General features: G+C 70.1%; 20 protein-coding genes. 4 read left to right on the forward strand and 16 right to left on the reverse strand.

Features of this window, described 5'->3' with window-relative positions; all coding sequences use genetic code 11:
- Nucleotides 1–102: 102 nt before the first annotated feature.
- Together ACQEWB_RS08255 and ACQEWB_RS08260 are read left to right on the forward strand one after the other, a co-directional pair.
- Nucleotides 103–921: a peptidylprolyl isomerase gene (locus tag ACQEWB_RS08255; RefSeq protein ID WP_432828592.1), complete on the forward strand. Its 819-nt coding sequence runs from the start codon at nucleotides 103–105 to the stop codon at nucleotides 919–921.
- 168 nt (nucleotides 922–1,089) lie between these two features.
- A complete protein-coding gene (locus tag ACQEWB_RS08260; protein ID WP_432828594.1) occupies nucleotides 1,090–2,319 on the forward strand; it encodes a DUF349 domain-containing protein in 1,230 nt (409 codons plus the stop codon).
- 74 nt (nucleotides 2,320–2,393) lie between these two features.
- Here the strand turns inward: ACQEWB_RS08260 and ACQEWB_RS08265 are convergent, their stop codons facing one another.
- From ACQEWB_RS08265 to pgsA, 15 genes are all read right to left on the reverse strand, one after another.
- Nucleotides 2,394–4,928 (reverse strand): RelA/SpoT family protein, encoded by a 2,535-nt coding sequence (locus ACQEWB_RS08265; protein ID WP_432828596.1) that lies wholly within the window; start codon nucleotides 4,926–4,928, stop codon nucleotides 2,394–2,396.
- A 247-nt stretch (nucleotides 4,929–5,175) separates the two neighbouring features.
- Nucleotides 5,176–5,715: an adenine phosphoribosyltransferase gene (locus ACQEWB_RS08270; protein ID WP_432828598.1), complete on the reverse strand. Its 540-nt coding sequence runs from the start codon at nucleotides 5,713–5,715 to the stop codon at nucleotides 5,176–5,178.
- Nucleotides 5,712–6,836: a protein translocase subunit SecF gene (gene secF / locus ACQEWB_RS08275; RefSeq protein ID WP_432828600.1), complete on the reverse strand. Its 1,125-nt coding sequence runs from the start codon at nucleotides 6,834–6,836 to the stop codon at nucleotides 5,712–5,714. The genes ACQEWB_RS08270 and secF overlap by 4 nt, the downstream gene beginning before the upstream one ends.
- Nucleotide 6,837: 1 nt before the next feature.
- Nucleotides 6,838–8,628 (reverse strand): protein translocase subunit SecD, encoded by a 1,791-nt coding sequence (gene secD / locus ACQEWB_RS08280; RefSeq protein WP_432828602.1) that lies wholly within the window; start codon nucleotides 8,626–8,628, stop codon nucleotides 6,838–6,840.
- Between the two features lie 135 nt (nucleotides 8,629–8,763).
- Nucleotides 8,764–9,255, reverse strand: coding sequence for a preprotein translocase subunit YajC (yajC, locus tag ACQEWB_RS08285; RefSeq protein WP_432843702.1), 492 nt, complete (start codon nucleotides 9,253–9,255; stop codon nucleotides 8,764–8,766).
- 187 nt (nucleotides 9,256–9,442) lie between these two features.
- Nucleotides 9,443–10,513 (reverse strand): Holliday junction branch migration DNA helicase RuvB, encoded by a 1,071-nt coding sequence (gene ruvB / locus ACQEWB_RS08290; RefSeq protein WP_432828604.1) that lies wholly within the window; start codon nucleotides 10,511–10,513, stop codon nucleotides 9,443–9,445.
- A gap of 10 nt (nucleotides 10,514–10,523) precedes the next feature.
- Nucleotides 10,524–11,129, reverse strand: coding sequence for a Holliday junction branch migration protein RuvA (gene ruvA, locus ACQEWB_RS08295; protein WP_432828606.1), 606 nt, complete (start codon nucleotides 11,127–11,129; stop codon nucleotides 10,524–10,526).
- A complete protein-coding gene (gene ruvC, locus ACQEWB_RS08300) occupies nucleotides 11,126–11,665 on the reverse strand; it encodes a crossover junction endodeoxyribonuclease RuvC (RefSeq protein WP_353695839.1) in 540 nt (179 codons plus the stop codon). The genes ruvA and ruvC overlap by 4 nt, the downstream gene beginning before the upstream one ends.
- Nucleotides 11,666–11,788: 123 nt before the next feature.
- Nucleotides 11,789–12,541: a YebC/PmpR family DNA-binding transcriptional regulator gene (locus tag ACQEWB_RS08305; RefSeq protein ID WP_432828609.1), complete on the reverse strand. Its 753-nt coding sequence runs from the start codon at nucleotides 12,539–12,541 to the stop codon at nucleotides 11,789–11,791.
- 58 nt (nucleotides 12,542–12,599) lie between these two features.
- Entirely contained in the window at nucleotides 12,600–13,196 is a 597-nt protein-coding gene (gene pdxT / locus ACQEWB_RS08310; protein ID WP_432828611.1) for a pyridoxal 5'-phosphate synthase glutaminase subunit PdxT, read from the reverse strand.
- Nucleotides 13,196–14,101, reverse strand: a complete 906-nt coding sequence (gene pdxS / locus ACQEWB_RS08315; RefSeq protein WP_432828613.1) for a pyridoxal 5'-phosphate synthase lyase subunit PdxS — start codon at nucleotides 14,099–14,101, stop codon at nucleotides 13,196–13,198. Before pdxS ends, pdxT begins: the two co-directional genes overlap by 1 nt.
- A 139-nt stretch (nucleotides 14,102–14,240) precedes the next feature.
- A complete protein-coding gene (locus tag ACQEWB_RS08320) occupies nucleotides 14,241–14,783 on the reverse strand; it encodes a hypothetical protein (protein WP_432828615.1) in 543 nt (180 codons plus the stop codon).
- A gap of 61 nt (nucleotides 14,784–14,844) precedes the next feature.
- Nucleotides 14,845–16,017, reverse strand: coding sequence for a glycosyltransferase family 4 protein (locus ACQEWB_RS08325; RefSeq protein WP_432828617.1), 1,173 nt, complete (start codon nucleotides 16,015–16,017; stop codon nucleotides 14,845–14,847).
- Complete coding sequence (locus tag ACQEWB_RS08330; RefSeq protein ID WP_432828619.1) at nucleotides 16,014–16,943, reverse strand: phosphatidylinositol mannoside acyltransferase; 930 nt, start codon at nucleotides 16,941–16,943, stop codon at nucleotides 16,014–16,016. The genes ACQEWB_RS08325 and ACQEWB_RS08330 overlap by 4 nt, the downstream gene beginning before the upstream one ends.
- Nucleotides 16,940–17,683 carry a phosphatidylinositol phosphate synthase gene (gene pgsA, locus ACQEWB_RS08335; RefSeq protein ID WP_432843704.1) on the reverse strand — a complete coding sequence of 248 codons (744 nt, stop codon included), beginning with the start codon at nucleotides 17,681–17,683 and terminating at the stop codon, nucleotides 16,940–16,942. The genes ACQEWB_RS08330 and pgsA overlap by 4 nt, the downstream gene beginning before the upstream one ends.
- A 217-nt stretch (nucleotides 17,684–17,900) precedes the next feature.
- On the opposite strand from pgsA, the gene ACQEWB_RS08340 reads away from it, so the two are divergent.
- Together ACQEWB_RS08340 and ACQEWB_RS08345 are read left to right on the forward strand one after the other, a co-directional pair.
- Nucleotides 17,901–20,099, forward strand: coding sequence for an elongation factor G-like protein EF-G2 (locus tag ACQEWB_RS08340; protein WP_432828621.1), 2,199 nt, complete (start codon nucleotides 17,901–17,903; stop codon nucleotides 20,097–20,099).
- A gap of 240 nt (nucleotides 20,100–20,339) precedes the next feature.
- Nucleotides 20,340–22,001 (forward strand): hypothetical protein, encoded by a 1,662-nt coding sequence (locus ACQEWB_RS08345; protein ID WP_432828623.1) that lies wholly within the window; start codon nucleotides 20,340–20,342, stop codon nucleotides 21,999–22,001.
- Between the two features lie 15 nt (nucleotides 22,002–22,016).
- Here the strand turns inward: ACQEWB_RS08345 and ACQEWB_RS08350 are convergent, their stop codons facing one another.
- Nucleotides 22,017–22,568 (reverse strand): HIT family protein, encoded by a 552-nt coding sequence (locus ACQEWB_RS08350; RefSeq protein ID WP_432828625.1) that lies wholly within the window; start codon nucleotides 22,566–22,568, stop codon nucleotides 22,017–22,019.
- Nucleotides 22,569–22,591 lie beyond the last annotated feature (23 nt).

Consider the following 22,591-nt stretch of genomic DNA (forward strand, 5'->3'; position numbering starts at 1 on the left):
ATCCTCAGCGAACCCATATACGGTACGGGGCACACGCAAGCGGTCGGCTCACCAGTCGCACGCGTATCGGTCGGCGTACGAGACGCATGAGGAGAAAACCCCGTGGTCACCCAGGAACAGCGGAAGCGGCAGCTCGCGCGGGAGAAGTTCTTGCGGCAGCAGCAGCGGCGCACGGAGTCGCGGCGCAAGGCGCGCATGCGCAACTCGGTGATCGCGTCGGTGCTCGGCGTGGTCGTGATCGGCAGCGTGGCGATCTACACGACCGGGGTGCTCAAGGACGACGACAAGGCCAACGCCAGCTCGGAGACGACGCCGAGCGCGTCGGCGACCAGCAAGGCGCCGGACCCGTGCGAGAAGGCCGCCGAAGGCTCCGTGAAGAAGCTCAGCTGGAAGAAGGAGCCGGCGGTCACCATCGACAAGTCGGCGAAGTACACGATGAAGCTCGCCACGACGTGCGGTGACATAGACATCGCGCTCAAGACGTCGGCGGCCCCGCACACCGTGAACTCCTTCGACTTCCTGGCCGGAAAGGGCTACTTCGACCACACGAAGTGCCACCGCCTCACCACCAACGGCATCTATGTGCTCCAGTGCGGCGACCCCACGGGCAGCGGCAGCGGCGGCCCCGGCTACACGATTCCGGACGAGAACCTGAAGGACAAAACCCTCAAGGGCGGCGTCTATCCGGCGGGCACGGTCGCCATGGCGAACACCGGCCAGAAGCACACTGGCGGCAGCCAGTTCTTCCTCGTCTACCAGGACAGTCAGCTGCCGGCCAGCTACACACCGTTCGGCACCGTTTCCGAATCGGGCATGAAGGTGCTGAAGAAGATCGCCGCGGCGGGCGAGAGCACGGGCCAGGGTGACGGAGCCCCGAACGCGACGGTCGTGATCAACAAGGCGACGGTCACGAAATCCTGATCCCACCAGCGCCTCATCGGGACCGCATCAGGACCCCGAGGTGCGAAATTTCGGTCGCGCGGGATGCGGACAGGCAACCCGCCGGTCGCCTATGTTGGCCGTGACGAAACTGTGGACGATGCCCGGGGGCGCCGAAGCCCCTCGCAGGCATCATGTGGAGGAGGCGCTGTGAGCAGCGACCCGTGGGGCCGCGTCGACGAGACGGGGACCGTGTACGTGCGTACGGCCGACGGCGAGCAGGTCGTCGGTTCTTGGCAGGCCGGCACTCCCGAGGAGGCGCTGGCCTATTTCGAGCGCAAGTACGAGGGCCTGGTTGTCGAGATCGGCCTCCTCGAGAAGCGAGTGAAGACCACCGACCTGTCGGCGAAGGACGCGCAGACCGCGATCGACCACATCCGCGAGCAGGTCGACGCCCACCACGCGGTCGGCGACCTGGCCGCCCTCAAGGTCCGCCTGGACAAGCTGGTCGAGACGGTCGACGCCCGCCGCGAGGAGCGCAAGCAGCAGCGCGCGAAGCAGTCAGACGAGGCGCGGCACGCCAAGGAGGAGCTGGTCGTCGAGGCGGAGCAGCTGGCGCAGTCCGACCAGTGGCGGGCCGCCGGCGAGCGGCTGCGCGCCCTGGTGGACACCTGGAAGGGCCTGCCGCGGCTCGACCGCAAGTCCGACGACGAGCTGTGGCACCGCTTCTCGCACGCCCGCTCGGCGTTCTCCAAGCGTCGCAAGGCCCACTTCGCGGCGCTGGACGCGCAGCGCGAGGAGGCCCGCAAGACCAAGGAGCGGCTGGTCGCCGAGGCCGAGTCGCTGTCCGCGTCGCAGGACTGGGGTCCCACGGCCGCGCGCTACCGCGAGCTGATGACGGAGTGGAAGGCCGCCGGGCGCGCCCAGCGCGAGCACGAGGACGACCTGTGGAACCGCTTCCGCGGTGCCCAGGACATCTTCTTCGCCGCCCGCAGCTCGATCTTCGCGGAGCGGGACGCCGAGCAGACGGAGAACCTGAAGCTCAAGGAGGAGCTGGCCGAGGAGGCCGAGAAGATCCTCCCGGTCACGGACCTCAGGACGGCGCGTGCCGCGTTCCGTTCGATCAACGAGCGCTGGGAGGCCATCGGCCACGTCCCGCGGGACGCCCGGCCGAAGGTCGAGGGCCGGATGCACGCCGTGGAGCGGGCGATCCAGGAGGCCGAGGAGACGGAGTGGCGCCGGACCAACCCGGAGGCGCGCGCGCGTGCCGAGGGTCTGACCGGACAGCTCCAGGCGGCCGTGGACAAGCTGCGGGGCCAGATCGAGCAGGCCCGCGCCCAGGGCAACAACTCCAGGGCCGACAAGCTGGAGCGTGAGCTGGAGGGCCGCCAGGCGCTTCTGGACCAGGCTCTGAAGGGTCTGCAGGAGTTCGGCGGCTGATCCCCTCGGAGCATCCGCCGGCACGACGAGAAGGGCCCCGTACGTGACGTACGGGGCCCTTCTCGTCGTATGCCCTATGACCTGCGCGCCGACGTCACCCGGTACACGTCGTACACGCCCTCCACGCCACGCACCGCCTTCAGCACGTGCCCGAGGTGTTTCGGGTCGCCCATCTCGAAGGTGAAGCGGGAGGTGGCGACGCGGTCGCGGGAGGTCTGGACGGCCGCCGAGAGGATGTTGACGTGCTGGTCGGACAGGACGCGGGTGACGTCCGAGAGGAGCCGGGAGCGGTCCAGGGCCTCGACCTGGATGGCGACCAGGAAGACCGAGGACTGGGTGGGCGCCCACTCGACTTCCAGGATGCGCTCGGGCTCGCGGGACAGTGACTCCACGTTCACACAGTCGCTGCGGTGAACCGATACTCCGCTACCGCGTGTGACGAAGCCGATGATGGGGTCGCCGGGGACGGGAGTGCAGCAGCGGGCCAGCTTGACCCACACGTCCTCGACGCCCTTGACGATGACGCCCGGGTCCGCGTTGGAGCGGCGTTTACGGCTGCGGCTCCGGGTCGGCGGGACCGCCTCGTCGATCTCCTCGGTGGCCGCCTCCTCGCCGCCGAGCGCGGAGACGAGCTTCTGCACGACGTTCTGCGCGGAGACATGGCCCTCGCCGATCGCCGCGTACAGCGCGGAGATGTCGGGGTAGCGCATCTCGTGCGCGAGCGTGACGAGCGAGTCGCCGGTGAGGATGCGCTGGATCGGCAGGTTCTGCTTGCGCATCGCCCGGACGATGGCGTCCTTGCCCTGCTCGATCGCCTCGTCGCGGCGCTCCTTGGAGAACCAGGCGCGGATCTTGTTGCGGGCGCGGGGCGACTTGACGAAGTTCAGCCAGTCCCGGGACGGTCCGGCTCCGGCCGCCTTGGAGGTGAAGACCTCCACCAGGTCGCCGTTGTCCAGAGTCGACTCCAGCGGTACGAGGCGGCCGTTGACCCGGGCTCCTATGGTGCGGTGGCCCACCTCGGTGTGCACCGCGTAGGAGAAGTCGACGGGTGTGGCACCGGCCGGCAGCGCTATCACGTCGCCCTTCGGCGTGAAGACGAAGACCTCGTTGCGCGAGAGGTCGAAGCGCAGGGACTCCAGGAACTCGCCGGGGTCCTCGGTCTCCTTCTGCCAGTCGAGGAGCTGGCGCAGCCACGCCATGTCGTTGAGGTGGTCGTCCTTGCCGGTGCTCTTGGGCACGTCCGAGCGCACCTTGGAGGCGCCGGCGACGGCCTCCTGCTTGTACTTCCAGTGCGCGGCGATGCCGTACTCGGCGCGGCGGTGCATGTCGAACGTACGGATCTGGAGTTCGACCGGCTTGCCGTTGGGGCCGATGACCGTGGTGTGCAGCGACTGGTACATGTTGAACTTGGGCATCGCGATGTAGTCCTTGAACCGCCCCGGAACCGGGTTCCAGCGGGCGTGGACGGTGCCCAGGGCCGCGTAGCAGTCGCGGACGGTGTCCACCAGGACGCGGATGCCCACCAGGTCGTAGATCTCCGCGAAGTCGCGACCGCGGACGATCATCTTCTGGTAGACGCTGTAGTAGTGCTTCGGGCGGCCGGTGACGGTCGCCTTGATGCGGGCCGCGCGCAGGTCCTGCTGGACCTCGTCGGTCACTATGGCCAGGTATTCGTCACGCTTCGGCGCGCGCTCGGCCACCAGCCGTACGATCTCGTCGTACATCTTGGGGTAGAGGATCGCGAAGGCGAGGTCCTCCAGCTCCCACTTGATGGTGTTCATGCCCAGGCGATGGGCGAGGGGCGCGTAGATCTCGAGGGTCTCGCGCGCCTTCTTCTCCTGCTTCTCGCGCTTGAGGTAGCGCATGGTGCGCATGTTGTGCAGACGGTCGGCGAGCTTGATGACCAGGACGCGGGGGTCCTTGGCCATGGCGACGACCATCTTGCGCACGGTCTCGGCCTGCGCCGCCTCACCGAACTTGACCTTGTCCAGCTTGGTGACGCCGTCGACGAGCAGCGCGACGGAGTCGCCGAAGTCGCGGCGGAGCTGGTCGAGGCCGTACTCGGTGTCCTCGACGGTGTCGTGCAGCAGGCCCGCCATGAGGGTGGCCGGGTCCATGCCGAGCTCGGCGAGGATCGTGGTCACCGCGAGCGGGTGCGTGATGTACGGGTCGCCGCTCTTGCGCTTCTGGCCGCGGTGCCAGCGCTCGGCGACCTGGTAGGCCTTCTCGATCTGGCGGAGGGTGGCCGTCTCGATCTTCGGGTCGTTGCTGCGCACTATCCGCAGCAGGGGCTCCAGGACCGGGTTGTACGGGTTGGAGCGCTGGACGCCGAGGCGGGCGAGGCGGGCGCGGACGCGGTTGGAGGAGCCGGAGCGCGGGGGCTGGCCGGTGTTCGGGCGGACCGCGGCGGGGGTGGGGACCGGGCGCTCGGGCGGGGCCGGCTTGGGGCGCGACTGCTCGGCCGACTTGTCGACGGGCGCGGACTGGGCGTGCTCGACCGGCCCGGGGCTGTCGTTCGTCGGCTGCGGTGTGCTCGGCGCGGGCTTGGCCGCGGCTGCCGAGGCGGGCTCGGGCTTGGCGGCGGTCAGGTGCTGGGCCTCGTCTGGCAAGAGGACTCCTCGTGCGCGATCCGGGTCCCCCGGTCAGGCTCCGGAGACCCCATGGTAGCGATCCTGGGCTCCGGGATCGCCTTCAGGCCAATGTGAGGGACGTCTACCCGTGCAACGCGGGAGGCTTCCGCCGGCATTCCGGAGGGTGAAGTGGGGGTGCCTGAGAGGTGTGCGATACGAGAACGGCCGCCCCGGACAGATGCCGGGGCGGCCGTTCTCGTATCGCACACGAGGCCTGCTGCGGGCGTCAGACCACCAGCAGGGCCTCCAGGGGAGCTCCGCCCAGAGCGGGCTCCAGGCGGGCTCGGCCGGACAGGAAGCCCAGCTCCATGAGGACCGCGAGGCCGGCGACCTCGGCACCCGCCCGGCGGATCAGCTCGATCGAGGCCTCCGCCGTGCCGCCCGTGGCCAGCACGTCGTCGACGATCAGGATGCGGTCGTCGGCCGAGAGGTCCTCGGCATGGACCTCGATCTCGGCCGAGCCGTACTCCAGGTCGTACGCCTGGCTGAGCGTGGCTCCGGGGAGCTTGCCCGCCTTGCGTACGGGGACGAAGCCGAGGCCGGCCCGGACGGCGACCGGGGCGCCCAGGATGAAGCCGCGGGCCTCCAGGCCGACGACCTTGGTCGCGCCGGAGTTCGCCGCGATCTCGGCGAGCGCGTCCGTGAGGGCCGTGAAGGCCGCCGGGTCCGCCAGGAGCGGGGTGATGTCCTTGAACATCACGCCCGGCTCCGGGTAGTCGGCCACATCGCGGATGCGGCTGAGGAGCAGCTCCTCGATGCCGGTCATCGCGCGCGCTTCCCGGACGGACGGCCGCGGCCGCGGTTGCGGGAGGCCGGCTGGTTGCGCGGGCCGACGACCGCCGGGGCCGCTTCGTCCTCCGGCTCCTCGTCGTGCGCCAGGTCCGCGCCGCGGGCCTCCGCCTGCTCCTCCTCGGTGACCGCCTGGGCCCGCTTGGCGAGGACGCGCTTCTTGAGGGCCTTCATCGGCGGCTCGGCCTCCTTGAGGTCGGCGACGAGCGGCGTGGCGATGAAGATCGAGGAGTACGCACCGGCCGCGAGGCCGACGAACAGCGACAGCGAGATGTCGTTGAGCATGCCGGCGCCGAGCACGCCGCCACCGATGAACAGCAGGGCGCCGACCGGCAGCAGGGCGACCACGGTCGTGTTGATGGACCGCATCAGGGTGCTGTTGATCGAGCGGTTCGCGACGTCGCTGTAGGTCCAGCGGGTCTGCTTGGTGATGTCCTTCGTCTGCTCCTTGAGGCTGTCGAAGACGACGACCGTGTCGTAGAGCGAGTAACCGAGGATGGTGAGCAGACCGATCACCGTGCCCGGCGTGACCTCGAAGCCGACGAGGGCGTAGATGCCGGTGGTGATGGTGATGTCGTGGACCAGGGCGACGAGGGCCGCGAGCGCCATGCGCCACTCGAAGGCGATCGCCAGGTAGATCACGACGAGGACCATGAAGATCGCCAGGCCCTGCCAGGCCTTGTTGGCGATCTGGTCACCCCAGCTGGGGCCGACCAGGTCCGCGTTGATGTTCTCGGAGTTGACCTTCAGGTCCGTCGCGAGCTTCTCCTTGATCGCGTCGGACTTGTCGGTGTCGATGCCCGCGATCTGGATGCGCAGGCTGCCGTCGCCGAGCTTCTGGACGATCGCGTCGTGACCGGACGCCTCCTCCGCGTAGCTCTCCGCCGAGGCGACCGAGGTGGTCATGTGCTTCGGGGTGGTGAAGACGGCGCCGCCCTGGAACTCGATGCCCATGTTCAGGCCGCGCACCGCGAGGCCCAGGATCGCCGTGATGGTGATCAGGATCGAGATGCCGTACCAGATCTTGCGGTTGCCGACGAAGTCGTAGCCGACCTCGCCGCGGTGCAGACGGGCGCCGAGGCTGCCGAGTTTCGACATCTCACGCCTCCTTCGGGTCGACGGGGGCGGAACGACGGGTGCGGCGCAGTGGCGGCTTGGCGCCGAGTGCCTTCGGGTCGAGGCCGGAGAACTTGTGGCCGCTCGCGAAGAACTTGCGGCGGGCCAGCAGCGTCATCAGCGGCTTGGTGAACAGGAAGACGACGACCACGTCGAGCACGGTGGTCAGACCGAGCGTGAACGCGAAGCCCTGGACCTTGCCGACCGTCACGATGAACAGCACGGCGGCGGCGAGGAACGACACGAAGTCGGAGACCAGGATGGTGCGCCGGGCGCGCGGCCAGGCCCGCTCGACGGCCGGGCGCAGGGTGCGGCCCTCGCGGATCTCGTCCCGGATGCGTTCGAAGAACACGATGAACGAGTCCGCGGTGATACCGATCGCGACGATCGCACCGCACACGGCCGGCAGGTTCAGCGCGAAGCCGATGGCCGGGCCGAGCAGCGCCATGATCACGTAGGTGAGGATGGCGGAGACCAGCAGCGACGGGATGGCGATGACCGACAGTCCGCGGTAGAAGACCAGCAGGTAGATGACGACCAGCGCGAGGCCGATCGCGCCCGCGATCAGACCGGCGTGCAGTTGCTCGCCGCCGAGCGCGGCGGTCACCGTGGTGACGCTGTCCTCCTTGAAGGTCAGCGGCAGGGCGCCGTACGACAGCATGTTGGCGAGGCTCTGCGCCTCCTCCTGGGTGAAGCTGCCGGAGATCTCCGCGCTGCCGCCGGTGAGCGCCTCGCTGACCGACGGGTCGGAGACGACCTCACCGTCGAGGACGATGGCGAACTGGTTCTGCGGCGACTGGTTCTGCGCCAGCTGTCCGGTGATGGTCCCGAACTTCTTGGTTCCCTTGCCCGTGAAGTCCATGGTGACGGTCCAGCCGGCGGCGGTCGTCGTGTTGAAGACGGCCTGGGCCTTCTTGACGTCCGTGCCGTCGACGGCGGCCGGGCCGAGCACGTACTTCTGCCACTGGCCCGACGAGTTCTGGCCGCAGGCGACGGTCGAGTCGGTGGGCTTGGCGCCCTTGCCGGCCGTGGCGCGCACCGACTTCTTGGTGCAGTCCAGGGCGGTGTACTCGGCCTCGAGCTTGGCGGCCGCGGCGGTGGCGGCGGCGCTGCTGCTCGCGGACGGGGAATCGCTCGCGGAGGCGCTCGAGGAGGCCTTCGCGCTGGAGGAGGCGGTGGCGCTCGGCGTCGAGTCGGCCTTGAGGGCGTCCGTGACGGCGCGGCCCTGGGAGGTGGCCGTGGCCGTCGGGGTCGCGGAGGAGGACGAGGTCGCCTTGTCGGTGGCCTTCTCCGAAGCCGAGCTGGAGGGGCTGCTCGAAGCGCTGCCGGAGGCGCTCGGCGACGGGCTGGTCGTGGCCGCCGCGCCGGAGAGCTCGGTGGCGAGCACCGGGCGGAAGTACAGCTTGGCGGTGGTGCCGACCTGCTGCCGTGCTTCCTTGGAGTTCGTGCCCTTGGGGATGTTGACGATGATGTTCCTGTCGCCCTGGGTCTGAACCTCGGCCTCCGAGACGCCAAGACCATTGACACGGCGGTTCATGATGTCGACCGCGGTGTCCATGTTGGTCTTGTTGATCGCGGATTCCTGGCCCTTCTCCGGGACCGCCCTGAGCGTGATGCTCGTACCACCGGCCAGGTCGATGCCGAGGCGCGGGGTGGTGTGCCCGGAGGCGAACATTCCGCCGGTGAGCGCCACGATGGCGATCAGGATGAGGGCCAGCGAGCGCCCCGGCTTGCTCTGGGCGCTCGCGCTTCGGCCCTTTTTAGGTGCTGCCACCTTCTCGTACTCCCTCTCGGGCCGCTCCGCGCCGGGTCAGCGCGGTGGGCGGCCATGACATGGTGTCGGGATCCCCGTGTGCGAGATGCGCACGTCCAGGGGCGCGCGGGGTCGGCCGCACGCCCCTGGAGGTGACTACTTCGCCTCGGAGTCCCCGTCCGTCTTCTTCGGCTCCTCGTCCGACTTCGCCTCGGCGGCGACGGTCTCGTCGGCCGGCTCCTCGGGCGCTTCCTTCTTCCCGAGGTCGACGGACTTGTCGTCGGAGGCGGCGGCAGCTTCGTCGGCGGAGTCGTCGGTCTCGGTGAGGGAGGAGGCGTCGTCCGGGACGACGTCGGAGTCGGACTTCAGGTCGTGCTCGATGCCGTGGACGATGCGGTTGTACTCGTCATCGCTGAGCACGGAACCGATGGCGTTCTTCGCGAAGAGGAGGTCGACACCCGGGCCGGCGTCGAGGAGGACCGTGTCCTCGTTGACCTCCTTGACCGTCGCGTACATGCCCCCGATCGTGCGGACGCCGCTGCCGGGCTGCATCTCGTTGCGCATTGTCGCGGCCTGCTGTTGCTTGCGCTTGGCCGAACGGGTCATGAGGAACATGGCCCCGATGAGCACGATGAACGGGAGGAGCATGGTGATATTCACGGGACGGAGTTTCCTTCGCACGACCGCGATGGAGAGCGGCCTCATGGATGGGGGTATGTATACCGCCGACAAAGGCGGCATCGGCGGAGTCTAAGCGAGTCCGCGCGCATGGAACAACGCTCAGCATGGCACCTGGGTTCCTGACCCGGCCAATGCCCGCGCCGTCACAATGGCATCACGTCCCGAACAGGTCCTGTTGTCCGTTTCCTGTGGCCGCGGAGCGGGGCGGGGTGAGGCCGAGATGCGCCCATGCGGCGGGCGTGCCGACCCGTCCGCGCGGGGTGCGCGCGAGAAGTCCTTCTCTTACGAGGAAGGGCTCGGCCACCTCCTCCACGGTCTCGCGCTCCTCCCCCACCGCCACGGCGAGGGTGGACAGGCCGACCGGGCCGCCGCCGAAGAGCTTGAGCAGGGCCTCCAGGACGGCGCGGTCGAGCCGGTCGAGGCCACGGGCGTCGACCTCGTAGACCTTGAGCGCGGCCGCCGCGATGTCGCGGGTGATGAGTCCGTCGGCCTTGACCTGGGCGTAGTCGCGCACGCGGCGCAGCAGGCGGTTGGCGATGCGGGGCGTGCCGCGGGAGCGGCCGGCGATCTCGGCGGCGCCGTCGGCCTCGATCTCGACGTCGAGCAGGTTCGCGGAGCGGTGGATGACCCGCTCCAGCTCGGCGGGCTCGTAGAACTCCATGTGCGCGGTGAAGCCGAAGCGGTCGCGCAGCGGGGGCGGCAGCAGACCCGCGCGCGTGGTGGCGCCGACCAGCGTGAACGGGGGCAGTTCGAGCGGGATGGCGGTGGCGCCGGGGCCCTTGCCGACGATGACGTCGACGCGGAAGTCCTCCATCGCCATGTACAGCATCTCCTCGGCGGGCCGGGACATGCGGTGGATCTCGTCGAGGAAGAGGACCTCGCCTTCCTGGAGGGAGGAGAGGATCGCGGCGAGGTCGCCGGCGTGCTGGATGGCGGGGCCGGAGGTGATGCGGATGGGGGCGCCCATCTCGGCCGCGATGATCATCGAGAGGGTGGTCTTGCCGAGGCCGGGGGCGCCGGAGAGCAGCACGTGGTCGGCGGTGGCGCCACGCGCGCGTGCGGCGCGCAGCACCAGGTCGAGCTGCTCGCGCACCTTCTCCTGACCGATGAACTCGTCCAGGTCCTTGGGACGCAGGGCGGCCTCGACGGCCTGGTCCTCACGGTCGGCGACCGAGCCCACGAGCCGCTCGGGGGCGGTCTCTTCGGTCGTGTCGTCCCAGTTCACTGACGTTCTCCTAGCGGGCGCGGTTCAGGGTCTGCAGGGCGGCCTTCAGCAGGTGGCCCACCTGAGGTGTGCCCTCGGCGGCCTCCGCCTGCGGGGTCACGGCCGCGACCGCCTCGTCCGCCTCGCGGGTGGCGTAGCCGAGCCCGATCAGGGCGGCGTGCAGCTGGTCGCGCCAGCCCTGGCTGACCGGGGCGCCGACCACGGGCGCGCCGATCGGCGTGCCGAGCCGGTCCTTGAGTTCGATGAGCAGCTTCTGGGCGCCCTTCTTGCCGATACCGGGGACGGCGATCAGCGCCTTCTCGTCGCCGGTCGAGACGGCCTGGCGCAGCGCGTCGGGGGTGTGCACCGCGAGCATCGCCTGGGCCAGGCGGGGGCCGACGCCACTCGCCGTCTGCAGCAGTTCGAACACCTGGCGCTCGTCGTCGTCCACGAAGCCGTAGAGCGTCAGCGAGTCCTCCCGTACGACGAGGGAGGTGGCGAGCTTGGCCGGCTTGCCGAGGCGGAGCGTGGACAGCGTGTTCGGCGTGCACTGCACGGCCATGCCGACACCACCGACCTCGACGACGGCGGCGTCGGGGGCGAGTGCGGCGATCGTGCCGCTCACGAAGGCGATCATGCCGTACGGCCTTTCGTTGCGTTGGCTGCGTGCAGGGCGACCGCCTGCTGGAGCCGGTTCTGCGCGGGGGCGCGCCAGATGTGGCAGATGGCGAGCGCGAGGGCGTCGGCCGCGTCGGCCGGCTTCGGGGGCGCGTCGAGCCGCAGCAGGCGCGTGACCATGGCGCCGACCTGGGCCTTGTCGGCGCGTCCGCTGCCGGTGACGGCGGCCTTGACCTCGCTGGGGGTGTGCAGGGCGACGGGGATGCCACGGCGGGCGGCGCAGAGCATGGCGACGGCGCTGGCCTGGGCGGTGCCCATCACGGTCCGTACGTTGTGCTGGCTGAACACCCGCTCCACGGCGACGAATTCGGGCCGGTGCTCGTCCAGCCACTGCTCGATGCCCTGCTCGATGGCGACGAGCCGGTGCCCCAACTCCGCGTCGGCGGGCGTGCGGACGACACCGACGCCGATCATCGTGAGCGGCCGGCCCGCGACCCCCTCGACGACACCGACACCGCACCGCGTCAGACCGGGGTCCACACCCAGTACGCGCACGGCCCCTCCCCTCGGTGATCTTTGACTTCACGCCAGGCTAGCCGCTGCCACCGACAACGGCGGCGGGCCGGTGGGACGTGTTGTCCCACCGGCCCGCCGAAATCCGCTCAGCCCGCGGCGGCGCTACGCGTCGACCTTCTCCATGACCTCGTCGCTGACGTCGAAGTTGGCGAAGACGTTCTGCACGTCGTCGCTGTCCTCGAGCGCGTCGATCAGCTTGAAGATCTTGCGGGCGCCGTCCTCGTCCAGCTCGACCTGCATGGTCGGGACGAAGTTGGCGTCGGCCGAGTCGTAGTCGATGCCGGACTCCTGGAGCGCGGTGCGGACCGCGACCAGGTCGGTGGCCTCGGAGAGCACCTCGTAGGACTCGCCCAGGTCGTTGACCTCCTCGGCACCGGCGTCGAGCACGGCGCCCAGGACGTCGTCCTCGGACAGCTCGCCCTTGGGGACGATCACCACGCCCTTGCGGTTGAACAGGTACGACACGGAGCCCGGGTCGGCCATGGAGCCGCCGTTGCGGGTCATCGCGACGCGCACGTCGGAGGCGGCGCGGTTGCGGTTGTCGGTGAGGCACTCGATGAGCACCGCGACACCGTTCGGGCCGTAACCCTCGTACATGATCGTCTCGTAGTTGGCGCCGCCGGCCTCAAGACCACCGCCGCGCTTGACCGCGGAGTCGATGTTCTTGTTCGGGACCGACTGCTTCTTCGCCTTCTGGATGGCGTCGTAGAGCGTCGGGTTGCCCTCGATGTCGACGCCGCCCATGCGGGCCGCGACCTCGATGTTCTTGATCAGCTTCGCGAAGAGCTTGCCGCGCTTGGCGTCGATCACGGCCTTCTTGTGCTTCGTCGTAGCCCATTTAGAGTGGCCGGACATCTGCCTGTCTCCTTCGCGTAACCCATCTCTGCAACCAACGCCTGAGATCCTACAAGGACTACGGCGTCCGGTTCGCGCGCACCATGTCGACAAAGAGAGCGTGCACGCGGTGGTCGCCGGTCAGTTCCGGGTGGAACGACGTGGCGAGCGCGTTGCCCTGGCGGACCGCGACGATATGGCCGTCGTGCTCGGCGAGCACCTCGGTCTCGGCGCCGACGGACTCGACCCAGGGAGCGCGGATGAAGACGCCCTCCACAGGATCGCCCTCGACGCCCTTGACGTCGACCGCCGCCTCGAAGGACTCGTTCTGGCGGCCGAAGGCGTTGCGGCGCACGATCATGTCGATGCCGCCGACGGTCTCCTGGCCCGAGCGCGGGTCGAGGATCTTGTCGGCGAGCATGATCAGGCCGGCGCAGGTGCCGTAGACCGGCATCCCGGCGCGCACGCGCGCGCGTAGTGGCTCCATCACGCCGAACAGGACGGCCAGCTTGGAGATGGTGGTGGACTCGCCGCCGGGGATGACCAGGCCGTCCACCTCGGCGAGTTCCTCGGGGCGCCTGACCGGCCTGGCCACGGCGTCCGCCGCGGCCAGGGCGATGAGGTGTTCCCGGACGTCCCCTTGGAGTGCGAGCACTCCGATCACGGGATCGGTCATCACCAGCCTCGGTTCGCGTAACGCTCGGCCTCGGGGAGGGTGTCGCAGTTGATACCGACCATGGCCTCGCCGAGGTTGCGGGACGCGTCCGCGATGATCTTGGGGTCGTCGTAGAAGGTGGTGGCCTTCACGATGGCGGCGGCGCGCTTGGCCGGGTCGCCGGACTTGAAGATGCCGGAGCCGACGAAGACGCCCTCGGCGCCGAGCTGACGCATCAGGGCGGCGTCGGCGGGGGTGGCGACGCCACCGGCGGAGAACAGGACCACGGGGAGCTTGCCGAGCTCGGCGACCTCCTTGACCAGCTCGTACGGGGCGCGCAGGTCCTTGGCGGCGGCGTACAGCTCGTTGTTGTCGTAGCCGCGCAGGCGGGCGATCTCGTTCTTGATCTGGCGCAGGTGGCGGACGGCCTCGACGACGTTGCCGGTGCCGGCCTCGCCCTTGGAGCGGATCATCGCGGCGCCCTCGGCGATCCGGCGCAGGGCCTCGCCGAGGTTGGTGGCGCCGCAGACGAAGGGGGTCGTGAAGGCGAACTTGTCGCTGTGGTTGACCTCGTCGGCCGGGGTGAGGACCTCGGACTCGTCGATGTAGTCGACGCCGAGCGACTGGAGGACCTGGGCCTCGACGAAGTGGCCGATGCGGGACTTCGCCATGACCGGGATCGAGACGGCCTCGATGATGCCCTCGATCATGTCCGGGTCGGACATCCGGGCCACGCCGCCGTCCTTGCGGATGTCGGCCGGGACCCGCTCCAGGGCCATGACGGCCACGGCGCCCGCGTCCTCGGCGATCTTCGCCTGGTCCGGCGTGACTACGTCCATGATCACGCCGCCCTTGAGCTGCTCGGCCATGCCGCGCTTCACGCGCGCGGTGCCGGTCTCGGGGGCCTGGTTGTCGGTGCTGGACACGGGTGACCTCACTCGGTGAAAGAGGGTTTCTGCAGACACCGAGGAAACGTGAGTGGACCAGTCCACGGCAAGGGCCAATGGGAAGCCGGTGGATCCTTTTCGTGCCCGGGGGCGCGTGGGCCGCTGGGGTGCGAGGCTCCTAGGCAGCCCTGTCGACCAGTGCCGTAGGCGGCTCGTCGTCCATCTCGAAGGCCATCGGGAAGGGGGCGTGACCGGCCAGGCGGAACCAGCGGACTTTGCGGTGCTCGCGGAGCCGGCGGGCCGCGCCGACCGCGTCGTTGTGGAAGCGGCGGGCCATCGGAACCCGCCGTACGGCCTCGGTGAGCTCGTGGGCCGCCGAGTCTCCCCCCGGTGCCTCGCGCACGGCCTCGACCTGCTGGGCCTCCGCGAAGACCGCGCGCAGCGCCTGGCTCAACTCGCTCTCGGCGACCTCGCGTTGCTCCTCCTCGGCCTGCCGGGCAGCGTGTGCGGCCTCGTAGAGGACGATCGACGCGGCCGGGTCCAGGACGCCGGAGGTGGCCAGTTCCTGGGCCACGGAGGCGCGTCGCAGCAGCTGGGCGTCGAGGGCGGCGCGGGCGGCGTCGATGCGGGCGTGCAGGCGGTCGAGGCGGCCCGCGGTCCAGCTCAGGTAGAGGCCGATCGCGACCAGAACGACGAGGATCCAGATGAGGGTTGGGGTCACGGGCGCACACACTACGCGGCGCCGGAGGGACCGGGATCATGCCCGGTCCTCCTGCGGCCGGTCAGTCCCGCGCCAGCCCGAACCGCGCCCGGAACCCCTGTCCCCGCTCGTCGTCCTCGGCCGCGGCCACGGCCGCCGCCCCGTCCGTCACCGTCTCGTACACCGACAGGATGTCCGCGCCGACCGTCGACCAGTCGAAGCGCCGCACGTGCGCGCTCCCCCGCTCCCGCAGCTCGGCCCGCCGCTGAGGGTCACCGAGCAGCCGTACCGCCGCCTCGGCCAGTGCCTCCGGGTCCTCGTTGGCGAAGAGTTCGCCCGCCGCGCCCTGGTCCAGCACCTGCGCGAAGGCGTCCAGGTCGGAGGCCAGGACCGGTGCCCCGGCCGACATCGCCTCGACCAGGATGATGCCGAAGCTCTCGCCGCCGGTGTTGGGGGCGACGTACAGGTCGACGCTGCGCAGGAAGCGGGCCTTGTCCTCGTCGCTGACCATGCCCAGGAACTCGACCCGGGAGCGGAGTTCGGCGGGGAGGGACTCCACCGCCTCCTCCTCGTCGCCGCGGCCGGCCACCAGCAGCCGGGTCCGCGGACGCTCGGCGAAGATCTTCGGCAGGGCCTTCATCAGGACCGGCAGACCCTTGCGGGGCTCGTCGATACGGCCGATGAAGCCCATGGTGTCGCCCTGCCACTCCTCCTTGGGCCTGGCCCGGGCGAAGAAGTCGACGTCGACGCCGTTCGGGATGACGACCGCGTCGCCGCCGAGGTGTTCGACCAGCGTGCGGCGGGCGTACTCGCTCACCGCGATCCGGGCGCTGATCTTCTCCAGGGCCGCCTGGAGGATCGAGTAGGCGGCGATCATCGCCCGCGAGCGCGGGTTGGAGGTGTGGAAGGTGGCCACGATCGGCCCCGACGCCGCCCAGCAGGTCAGCAGGCCGAGCGACGGCGAGGTCGGCTCGTGGATGTGCACGACGTCGAACTCGCCGTCGTGCAGCCAGCGCCGGACCCGGGCGGCGCTCAGGAAACCGAAGTTGAGGCGGGCCACCGAGCCGTTGTACGGCACCGGGACCGCGCGGCCGGCGGAGACGACGTACGGCGGCAGCGGGGTGTCGTCGTCGGCCGGGGCGAGCACGGAGACCTCGTGGCCCAGGCGGATGAAGTACTCGGCGAGGTCGCGGATGTGGAACTGGACGCCGCCCGGGACGTCCCAGGAGTACGGGCAGACGATGCCGATCCTCACGACTGGCCCTTCTCCGGAGCGGAGGGTTTCTTCGCCGGGTCGAGGTCCTTGAGCCACAAGCGCTGGAGCATGTGCCAGTCCTCCGGATGGTCGGCGATCCCCGTGGCGAAGGCATCGGCCAGCGCCTGTGTCATGACAGACGTCCTTTCGGCCCGACTGCCTGACTCGGGTACCTCGATCGGGGGATGCACTCGTCCCTGCATGACGGGCGAGTCGTCGTACCAGAGCGTGACCGGCAGCAGCAGCGCGCCGGTCTGCTGGGCGAGCAGAGCCGGGCCGGCCGGCATCCTGGTGGCCTCGCCGAAGAACTGGACCTCGACGCCCGAGGACGACAGGTCGCGCTCGGCCACCAGGCAGACCAGGCCGCCGTCGCGCAGCCGCCGGGCCAGGGTGCCGAAGGCGGTGCCGCCGCTGTGCGGGAGGACCTCCATGCCGAGGCCCTCGCGGTAGGCGACGAAACGGTCGTACAGCGTCTCGGGCTTGAGGCGCTCGGCGACCGTGGTGAAGGGGGTTTCGAGCTTGGTGGTGACCCAGGCGCCGGCCAGGTCCCAGTTGGCCATGTGCGGCAGCGCGAGGATGACGCCCCTGTCGGAGGCGATCCCGTCGGTCAGGTGGTGGACGTCCTTGGGCTCGAAGCCGCCCTTTATGCGCTCGGCGCTCCAGGCCGGGAGCCGGAAGGACTCCATCCAGTAGCGCAGGTAGGAGCGCATGCCCGCGCGCGAGAGCTCGGCCAGGCGCTCGGGGCTCGCGTCCGGCAGCACGCGCGCGTAGTTGCTCTCCAGGCGCTGCACGCCCTTACCACGCCGCTTCCAGGCGACGTCGGCGATGGTCCGGCCGAGCCGTACGGCGACCGGCTCGGGGAGCTTCTTGACCGTGCCCCAGCCGAGTCCGTACAGCCCGTCCGTCAGCTGATCCCGGAGACTCACTTCGCCGCCTCCCTCCCCTGGGAGGCATTCTCGCTCTCCTGGGCGGCCGCGGCGGCCTCCGCCTCGGCCGATTCCCGGCGGACGGTGACCACCCGCTGGGTCAGCGTGACCAGACTGCCCACGGCCACGATCCACAGCGCGACGGGCAGCAGGTACTGGATGCCGGGCACGCCGAACTTGTGCAGGCCCGCGAGGCCGGCCGCGACCAGCGAGATGACCAGGCGCTCGGCGCGCTCCACGAGGCCGTTGACGGCGACCGGCAGGCCGATCGATTCGCCACGGGCCTTGGTGTACGACACCACCTGGCCGCTGGCCAGGCAGAAGATGGAGACCGCGCACAGGGCGATGTCGTCGCCCCCGCCCGCGTACCAGAGGGCGAAGCCGCCGAAGATCGCGCCGTCGGCCACCCGGTCGAGCGTGGAGTCCAGGAAGGCGCCCCAGCGGCTGGAGCGGCCCAGCTGGCGCGCCATGTTGCCGTCGACCAGGTCGGAGAAGACGAACAGCGTGATCACGATCGTGCCCCAGAAGAACTCCCCCATGGGGTAGAAGACCAGCGCACCCGCGACCACTCCGGCGGTGCCGAGGAGCGTGACCGTGTCGGGGCTGACGCCCCGGCGGATGAGAAACGCGGCGAACGGTGTGAGGACACGCGTGAAAAATGCACGCGCGTACTTGTTCAGCATGGCCTTCCCGACGGTCGGTGTGGCCGCGCGGCCCCTGCTGGCCACCGGCTGGCCCATCGTAGCCACGCGCGCGTGTGTACGACGTCCGGGCACCCTGAGCCCCATGTCACGACCGGACGGCATACGGGTAACGGCGGGATCGCGTCGTCCGTATGGACGCACCGTGACGGGAGTGGAAAGCTCGAAGGACCGCGGGCGTCATCGGAGCCGCCACCGCACGCGGCCCGGCATGCCCGCGCCCACAGTGACCTCACCGTGCACGGGAGGCAAGGCCATGGGCGACAAGGCAAGCGCACACCCCGGAGCCGCCGGCAGGGCTACAGCGGCCGACCACCCCGCGTCCGTACGGAATGTGGTGCTGGTCGGCCACTCCGGATCGGGCAAGACGACATTGGTGGAAGCCCTCGCGCTGACGGCGGGGGCAGTGAACCGGGCGGGCCGCGTGGAGGACGGCGGCACCGTCTCGGACTACGACGAGATCGAACACCGGCAGAACCGTTCGGTACAGCTCTCGCTGGTGCCGGTGGAATGGGACGGCATCAAGGTCAATCTTCTGGACACCCCCGGATACGCCGACTTCGTCGGGGAGTTGAGGGCCGGTCTGCGAGCGGCGGACGCGGCCCTTTTCGTCGTCTCGGCCTCCGACGGCGTGGACGGCTCGACCCGCATGGTGTGGGAGGAGTGCGCCGCCGTCGGCATGCCGCGGGCGATCGTGATCACGCACCTGGAGGCCGCCCGGGCGGACTTCGAGGAGATGACCCGGACCTGCGCGGAGGCCTTCGGCGGCGACGACCCCGACGCGGTGCTCCCGCTGTACCTGCCGCTGCACGGCGCGCAGGGGCCCGACGGGCACGCGCCCGTGACGGGACTGACCGGGCTGCTGTCGCAGAAGCTGTTCGACTACGCCTCCGGCGAGCGCAAGGAGTCCGAGCCGGGCGCGGACCAGCTGCCGGGGATCGAGGAGGCCCGCAACCGGCTGATCGAGGGGATCATCGCGGAGAGCGAGGACGAGACCCTCATGGACCGCTATCTCGGGGGCGAGCAGATCGACTTCAAGACGCTCGTCGAGGACCTGGAGCGGGCCGTCGCGCGCGGGGTCTTCTTCCCCGTCCTGGCCGCCGCCCCGGCCGCCGAGGGCGCCCGTCAGGGGCTCGGCACGATCGAGCTGCTCGAACTGGTCACGGGCGGCTTCCCGACGCCGTTCGAGCACCCCACACCGGGGGTCACGACCATCGACGGCAAGCCGCGCGAGATCAAGGCCTGCGACACGGCCGGCCCGCTGGTCGCCGAGGTCGTGAAGACCGCGTCCGACCCCTACGTCGGCCGGGTCTCCCTCGTGCGCGTCTTCTCGGGCACGCTGCGCCCCGACGAGACGGTGCACGTCTCCGGGCACGGGCTCGCGGACCGCGGCCACGAGGACCACGACGTCGACGAGCGCGTCGGCGCGCTGTCCACGCCCTTCGGCAAGCAGCAGCGCTCGGTGACGCACGCCATCGCGGGCGACCTGGTGTGCGTGGCCAAACTGGTCCGCGCGGAGACCGGGGACACCCTCTCCGCCAAGGACGACCCGCTGCTGATGGAGCCGTGGGAGATGCCCGACCCGCTGCTGCCGCTCGCCATCGAGGCGCACAGCAAGGCGGACGAGGACAAGCTCTCCATGGGGCTGTCCCGGCTGGTCGCCGAGGACCCGACGATGCGGCTCGAACAGAACCAGGACACCCACCAGGTGGTGCTGTGGTGCCTGGGCGAGGCGCACGCGGACGTGGCGCTGGAACGGCTGCGCAGCCGGTACGGCGTCCAGGTCGACGTCGTACCGCACAAGGTCTCGCTGCGGGAGACGTTCGCCGGCAGGTCGGCCGGGCGTGGGCGGCATGTGAAGCAGTCCGGCGGGCACGGGCAGTTCGCGATCTGCGAGATCGAGGTGGAGCCGCTGCCCGGCGGCTCGGGCATCGAGTTCGTGGACAAGGTGGTCGGCGGCGCGGTGCCGCGGCAGTTCATCCCGTCGGTCGAGAAGGGCGTGCGGGCCCAGGCGGCCAGGGGGGTCGCGGCCGGTTACGCGCTCATCGACGTGCGGGTGACGCTGCTCGACGGCAAGGCGCACTCCGTGGACTCCTCGGACGCGGCCTTCCAGACGGCGGGCGCGTTGGCGCTGCGGGAGGCCGCGGCCGACGCGAAGATCCACCTCCTGGAGCCGGTGGCCGAGGTGAGCGTGCTGGTCGGCGACGACTACGTGGGCGCCGTGATGAGCGACATGTCCGGGCGGCGGGGCCGCGTCCTCGGCACGGAACAGACGAGCGGCAACCGCACCCTGATCCGGGCCGAGGTGCCCGAGATCGAGATCGGGCGGTACGCCGTGGACCTGCGCTCCCTGTCGCACGGCACCGCCCGCTTCAACCGCAGTTACGCGCGGCACGAGCCGATGCCGCCGCAGATCGCCGAGAGGATCCGCGAAGAGGCGCGCGACGCCTCGTAGTTGGGACCGGGCGCCGCGCAAGTGGCGTACGGCGGCTCAGGAGTGGCCTTTGCGGAACGCTTCCCTCCGCGTAGGCGGGCGGCTTCGGCCGTCCGCCTACGAATGTCAGAGGCTGCGGATACTCTGATGACGTGATCAAGTTGTCACGGGATCACCGCGATGACCTGATCAACAGGTGTGCGGAGCAAGGAAGTCGGGAAGAGCCCCCGAGGCGACGTCCGACGGCGATCGGGGGCGGGAATGACCGTTGAGAGCGGCTACGGGGACATCTTCGGTCCCCAGGTGCCCCGCACGGGTGACGCGGGCCAGACGGCGACGTACGCCCTGGCCTCGGCCGCGTATCGGGACAATCCGGTCGAGGACATAAAGAAGGCCGACAACGAGTGGCACCAGACCGACGTCAAGGCGGGCCGCCCGTGGGCGAAGATCTTCCGGCCCAACCTGGGTGAGGCCTACTCCCGGGCGGTCGCGGACCGCATGATCGGCCCCGGCCGCAAGCCGCTGATCCAGTCCTTCGGCGCCGAGCCGCAGGTCGTCGTGGAGCACGCGCTCGCGGCGAACAACATCCGCAAGGACCGGGACAACCTGCTCTCGATCGTCATGGTGCTGTGCGGCCTGCTCTTCCTGCCCGGGCTGCTCGTCTGGCTGCTGATCTTCTCGATCCGCACCAGCGTCGCCAAGCGCGAGGACAAGCGGGCCGGCACGCTGGCGACGACGCTGCTGGTGGCGGTGGGCGCGCTCGCGGTGCTCTTCCTGATCAAGATGCCGTTCACCGGCTTCTGGGCCTGGTACGCGCGTGCCTGCGTCGTGATGCCGGTCATCGGCTGGTTCTGGGCCAAGCAGATCTGCGAGCGCACGGCGAAGGACCTGCGGGAGCGCTGGGACAGCCTGCTGGCCGGCAGCAGCGTGGGCGCCAAGGTGCCCGAGGCGGTGCCCACCAGCCCGGGCGAGACCAAGGCGGACGCGATGCGCCAGAACCTGGCCAAGCTCGCCGCCGAGCAGCAGTCCAACTCGGTGTTCTACGCCGGGCCCAAGGGCATCCTCGGCATGGGCACGCGTTGGGGCAGCTGGCAGCTCGCGGAGGACCTGGAGTCGGCGGACCCGACGCGGGAGATCCACCCGTTCCGCAGCTGGGACGTGATCCGGGCGATCCACGACGACCTGCGGATGCTGGAGCGGAACACCATCAACACCGGTGGTTTCCCGACGCCTTCGGTACGGCACTGGGTCGTCACGCCGATCGGGGAGGGCGCCAAGGCGGTGTCCCGGCCCGAGGGCACCGACGTGGAGGCGTACCAGGTCAAGTCGCACGCGATACAGGACATCTGCAACAAGCAGCAGTTCGGCGCGGGTGACCGGCACTACCTGGGCGTGCAGTGGACGCTGTGGGACGGGCAGCTGATCATCACCATGATGATCACGGTGACGGTGCTGCACCAGACGCTGCGCATCGAGATCACCGGGCATGCGCTCGGTCCCGTGAACTCGCTGTTCACCAGCAAGCCCGAGGCGCCGACGAAGGAGGTCCAGAAGTCCTTCAAGCCGTGGGAGACGCGAAAGGTGGCCCTCCCCCTGGTCAACACCGACGAGGTGGTACGGCTGGCGGTGCGAGCGCCGATCAGCTGGTACCCGCCGCTGCTCAACTGGCTCGGCGGCACGATAGGCCTGCCCGAGCCGTTCGGTCTGCGGCACGCCTGGGCCGACCAGCCATGGCGGCATCGCTTCATGGCGGACGACGCGCTGCGGGCGGCCACGCCGGTGCTGCGGGTTGTTCATGCCGCCGCGATACGGGTGCTCGGGGAGAACGGCGTGGACACGGAGAAGTTCGGGACCCGGTCGGCGTTCCTGTCGACGAACGTGCAGGACGCGTCGCCGCGAAAGGCCGACGTGTACGACGCGTAGGTGTGCGGGAGCCGATCAGGCTCCCGTCGGCCAGGCCTCGGCCAGCATCTTCCTGGTGTCGGCCAAGAGCTGCGGCAGCACCCGCGTGTGCCCCACCACCGGCATGAAGTTCGTGTCGCCTCCCCAGCGCGGGACGATGTGCTGGTGGAGGTGGGCCGCGATGCCGGCGCCGGCGACCGTGCCCTGGTTCATGCCGATGTTGAAGCCGTGCGCGCCGGAGGCGGTGCGCAGGGCCGTCATCGCCTGCTTGGTGAGGGCCGCGAGCTCGATCGTCTCCGCGTCCGTGAGGTCCGTGTAGTCGGCGACGTGACGGTAGGGGACGACCATCAGGTGGCCGCCGTTGTAGGGGTAGAGGTTCAGGACCGCGTAGACGTGCTCACCGCGCCGGACGATCAGCCCGTCCTCGTCGGACTTGGCCGGGATCGAGCAGAAGGGGCAGCCGTCGTCGGCACCGGGGCCGGTCGGCTTGTTCTCACCCTGGATGTAGGCCATCCGATGGGGCGTCCACAGGCGCTGGAAGGCGTCCTGGATCCCCACTCCCAACTGCTGCTCCGGCTCACTCGTCATGCCATGCAGCATATGGCGTCGCC

The organism is Streptomyces sp. CA-249302 (assembly GCF_050936785.1).
In the GTDB taxonomy this organism is placed as follows: domain Bacteria; phylum Actinomycetota; class Actinomycetes; order Streptomycetales; family Streptomycetaceae; genus Streptomyces.

Excerpts from the sequence above, each read along its gene's own strand:
- ACQEWB_RS08270 (WP_432828598.1), bottom strand. The coding sequence starts at position 5,715 with ATGACCGGCATCGAGGAGCTGCTCCTCAGCCGCATCCGCGATGTGGCC.
- secF (WP_432828600.1), bottom strand. The coding sequence starts at position 6,836 with ATGTCGAAACTCGGCAGCCTCGGCGCCCGTCTGCACCGCGGCGAGGTC.
- yajC (WP_432843702.1), bottom strand. The coding sequence starts at position 9,255 with ATGCTCCTCCCGTTCATCGTGCTCATCGGGGCCATGTTCCTCATGACC.
- ruvA (WP_432828606.1), bottom strand. The coding sequence starts at position 11,129 with ATGATCGCCTTCGTGAGCGGCACGATCGCCGCACTCGCCCCCGACGCC.
- ACQEWB_RS08305 (WP_432828609.1), bottom strand. The coding sequence starts at position 12,541 with ATGTCCGGCCACTCTAAATGGGCTACGACGAAGCACAAGAAGGCCGTG.
- pdxT (WP_432828611.1), bottom strand. The coding sequence starts at position 13,196 with ATGACCGATCCCGTGATCGGAGTGCTCGCACTCCAAGGGGACGTCCGG.
- pgsA (WP_432843704.1), bottom strand. The coding sequence starts at position 17,683 with ATGGGCCAGCCGGTGGCCAGCAGGGGCCGCGCGGCCACACCGACCGTC.
- ACQEWB_RS08340 (WP_432828621.1), top strand. The coding sequence starts at position 17,901 with ATGGGCGACAAGGCAAGCGCACACCCCGGAGCCGCCGGCAGGGCTACA.
- ACQEWB_RS08345 (WP_432828623.1), top strand. The coding sequence starts at position 20,340 with ATGACCGTTGAGAGCGGCTACGGGGACATCTTCGGTCCCCAGGTGCCC.
- ACQEWB_RS08350 (WP_432828625.1), bottom strand. The coding sequence starts at position 22,568 with ATGACGAGTGAGCCGGAGCAGCAGTTGGGAGTGGGGATCCAGGACGCC.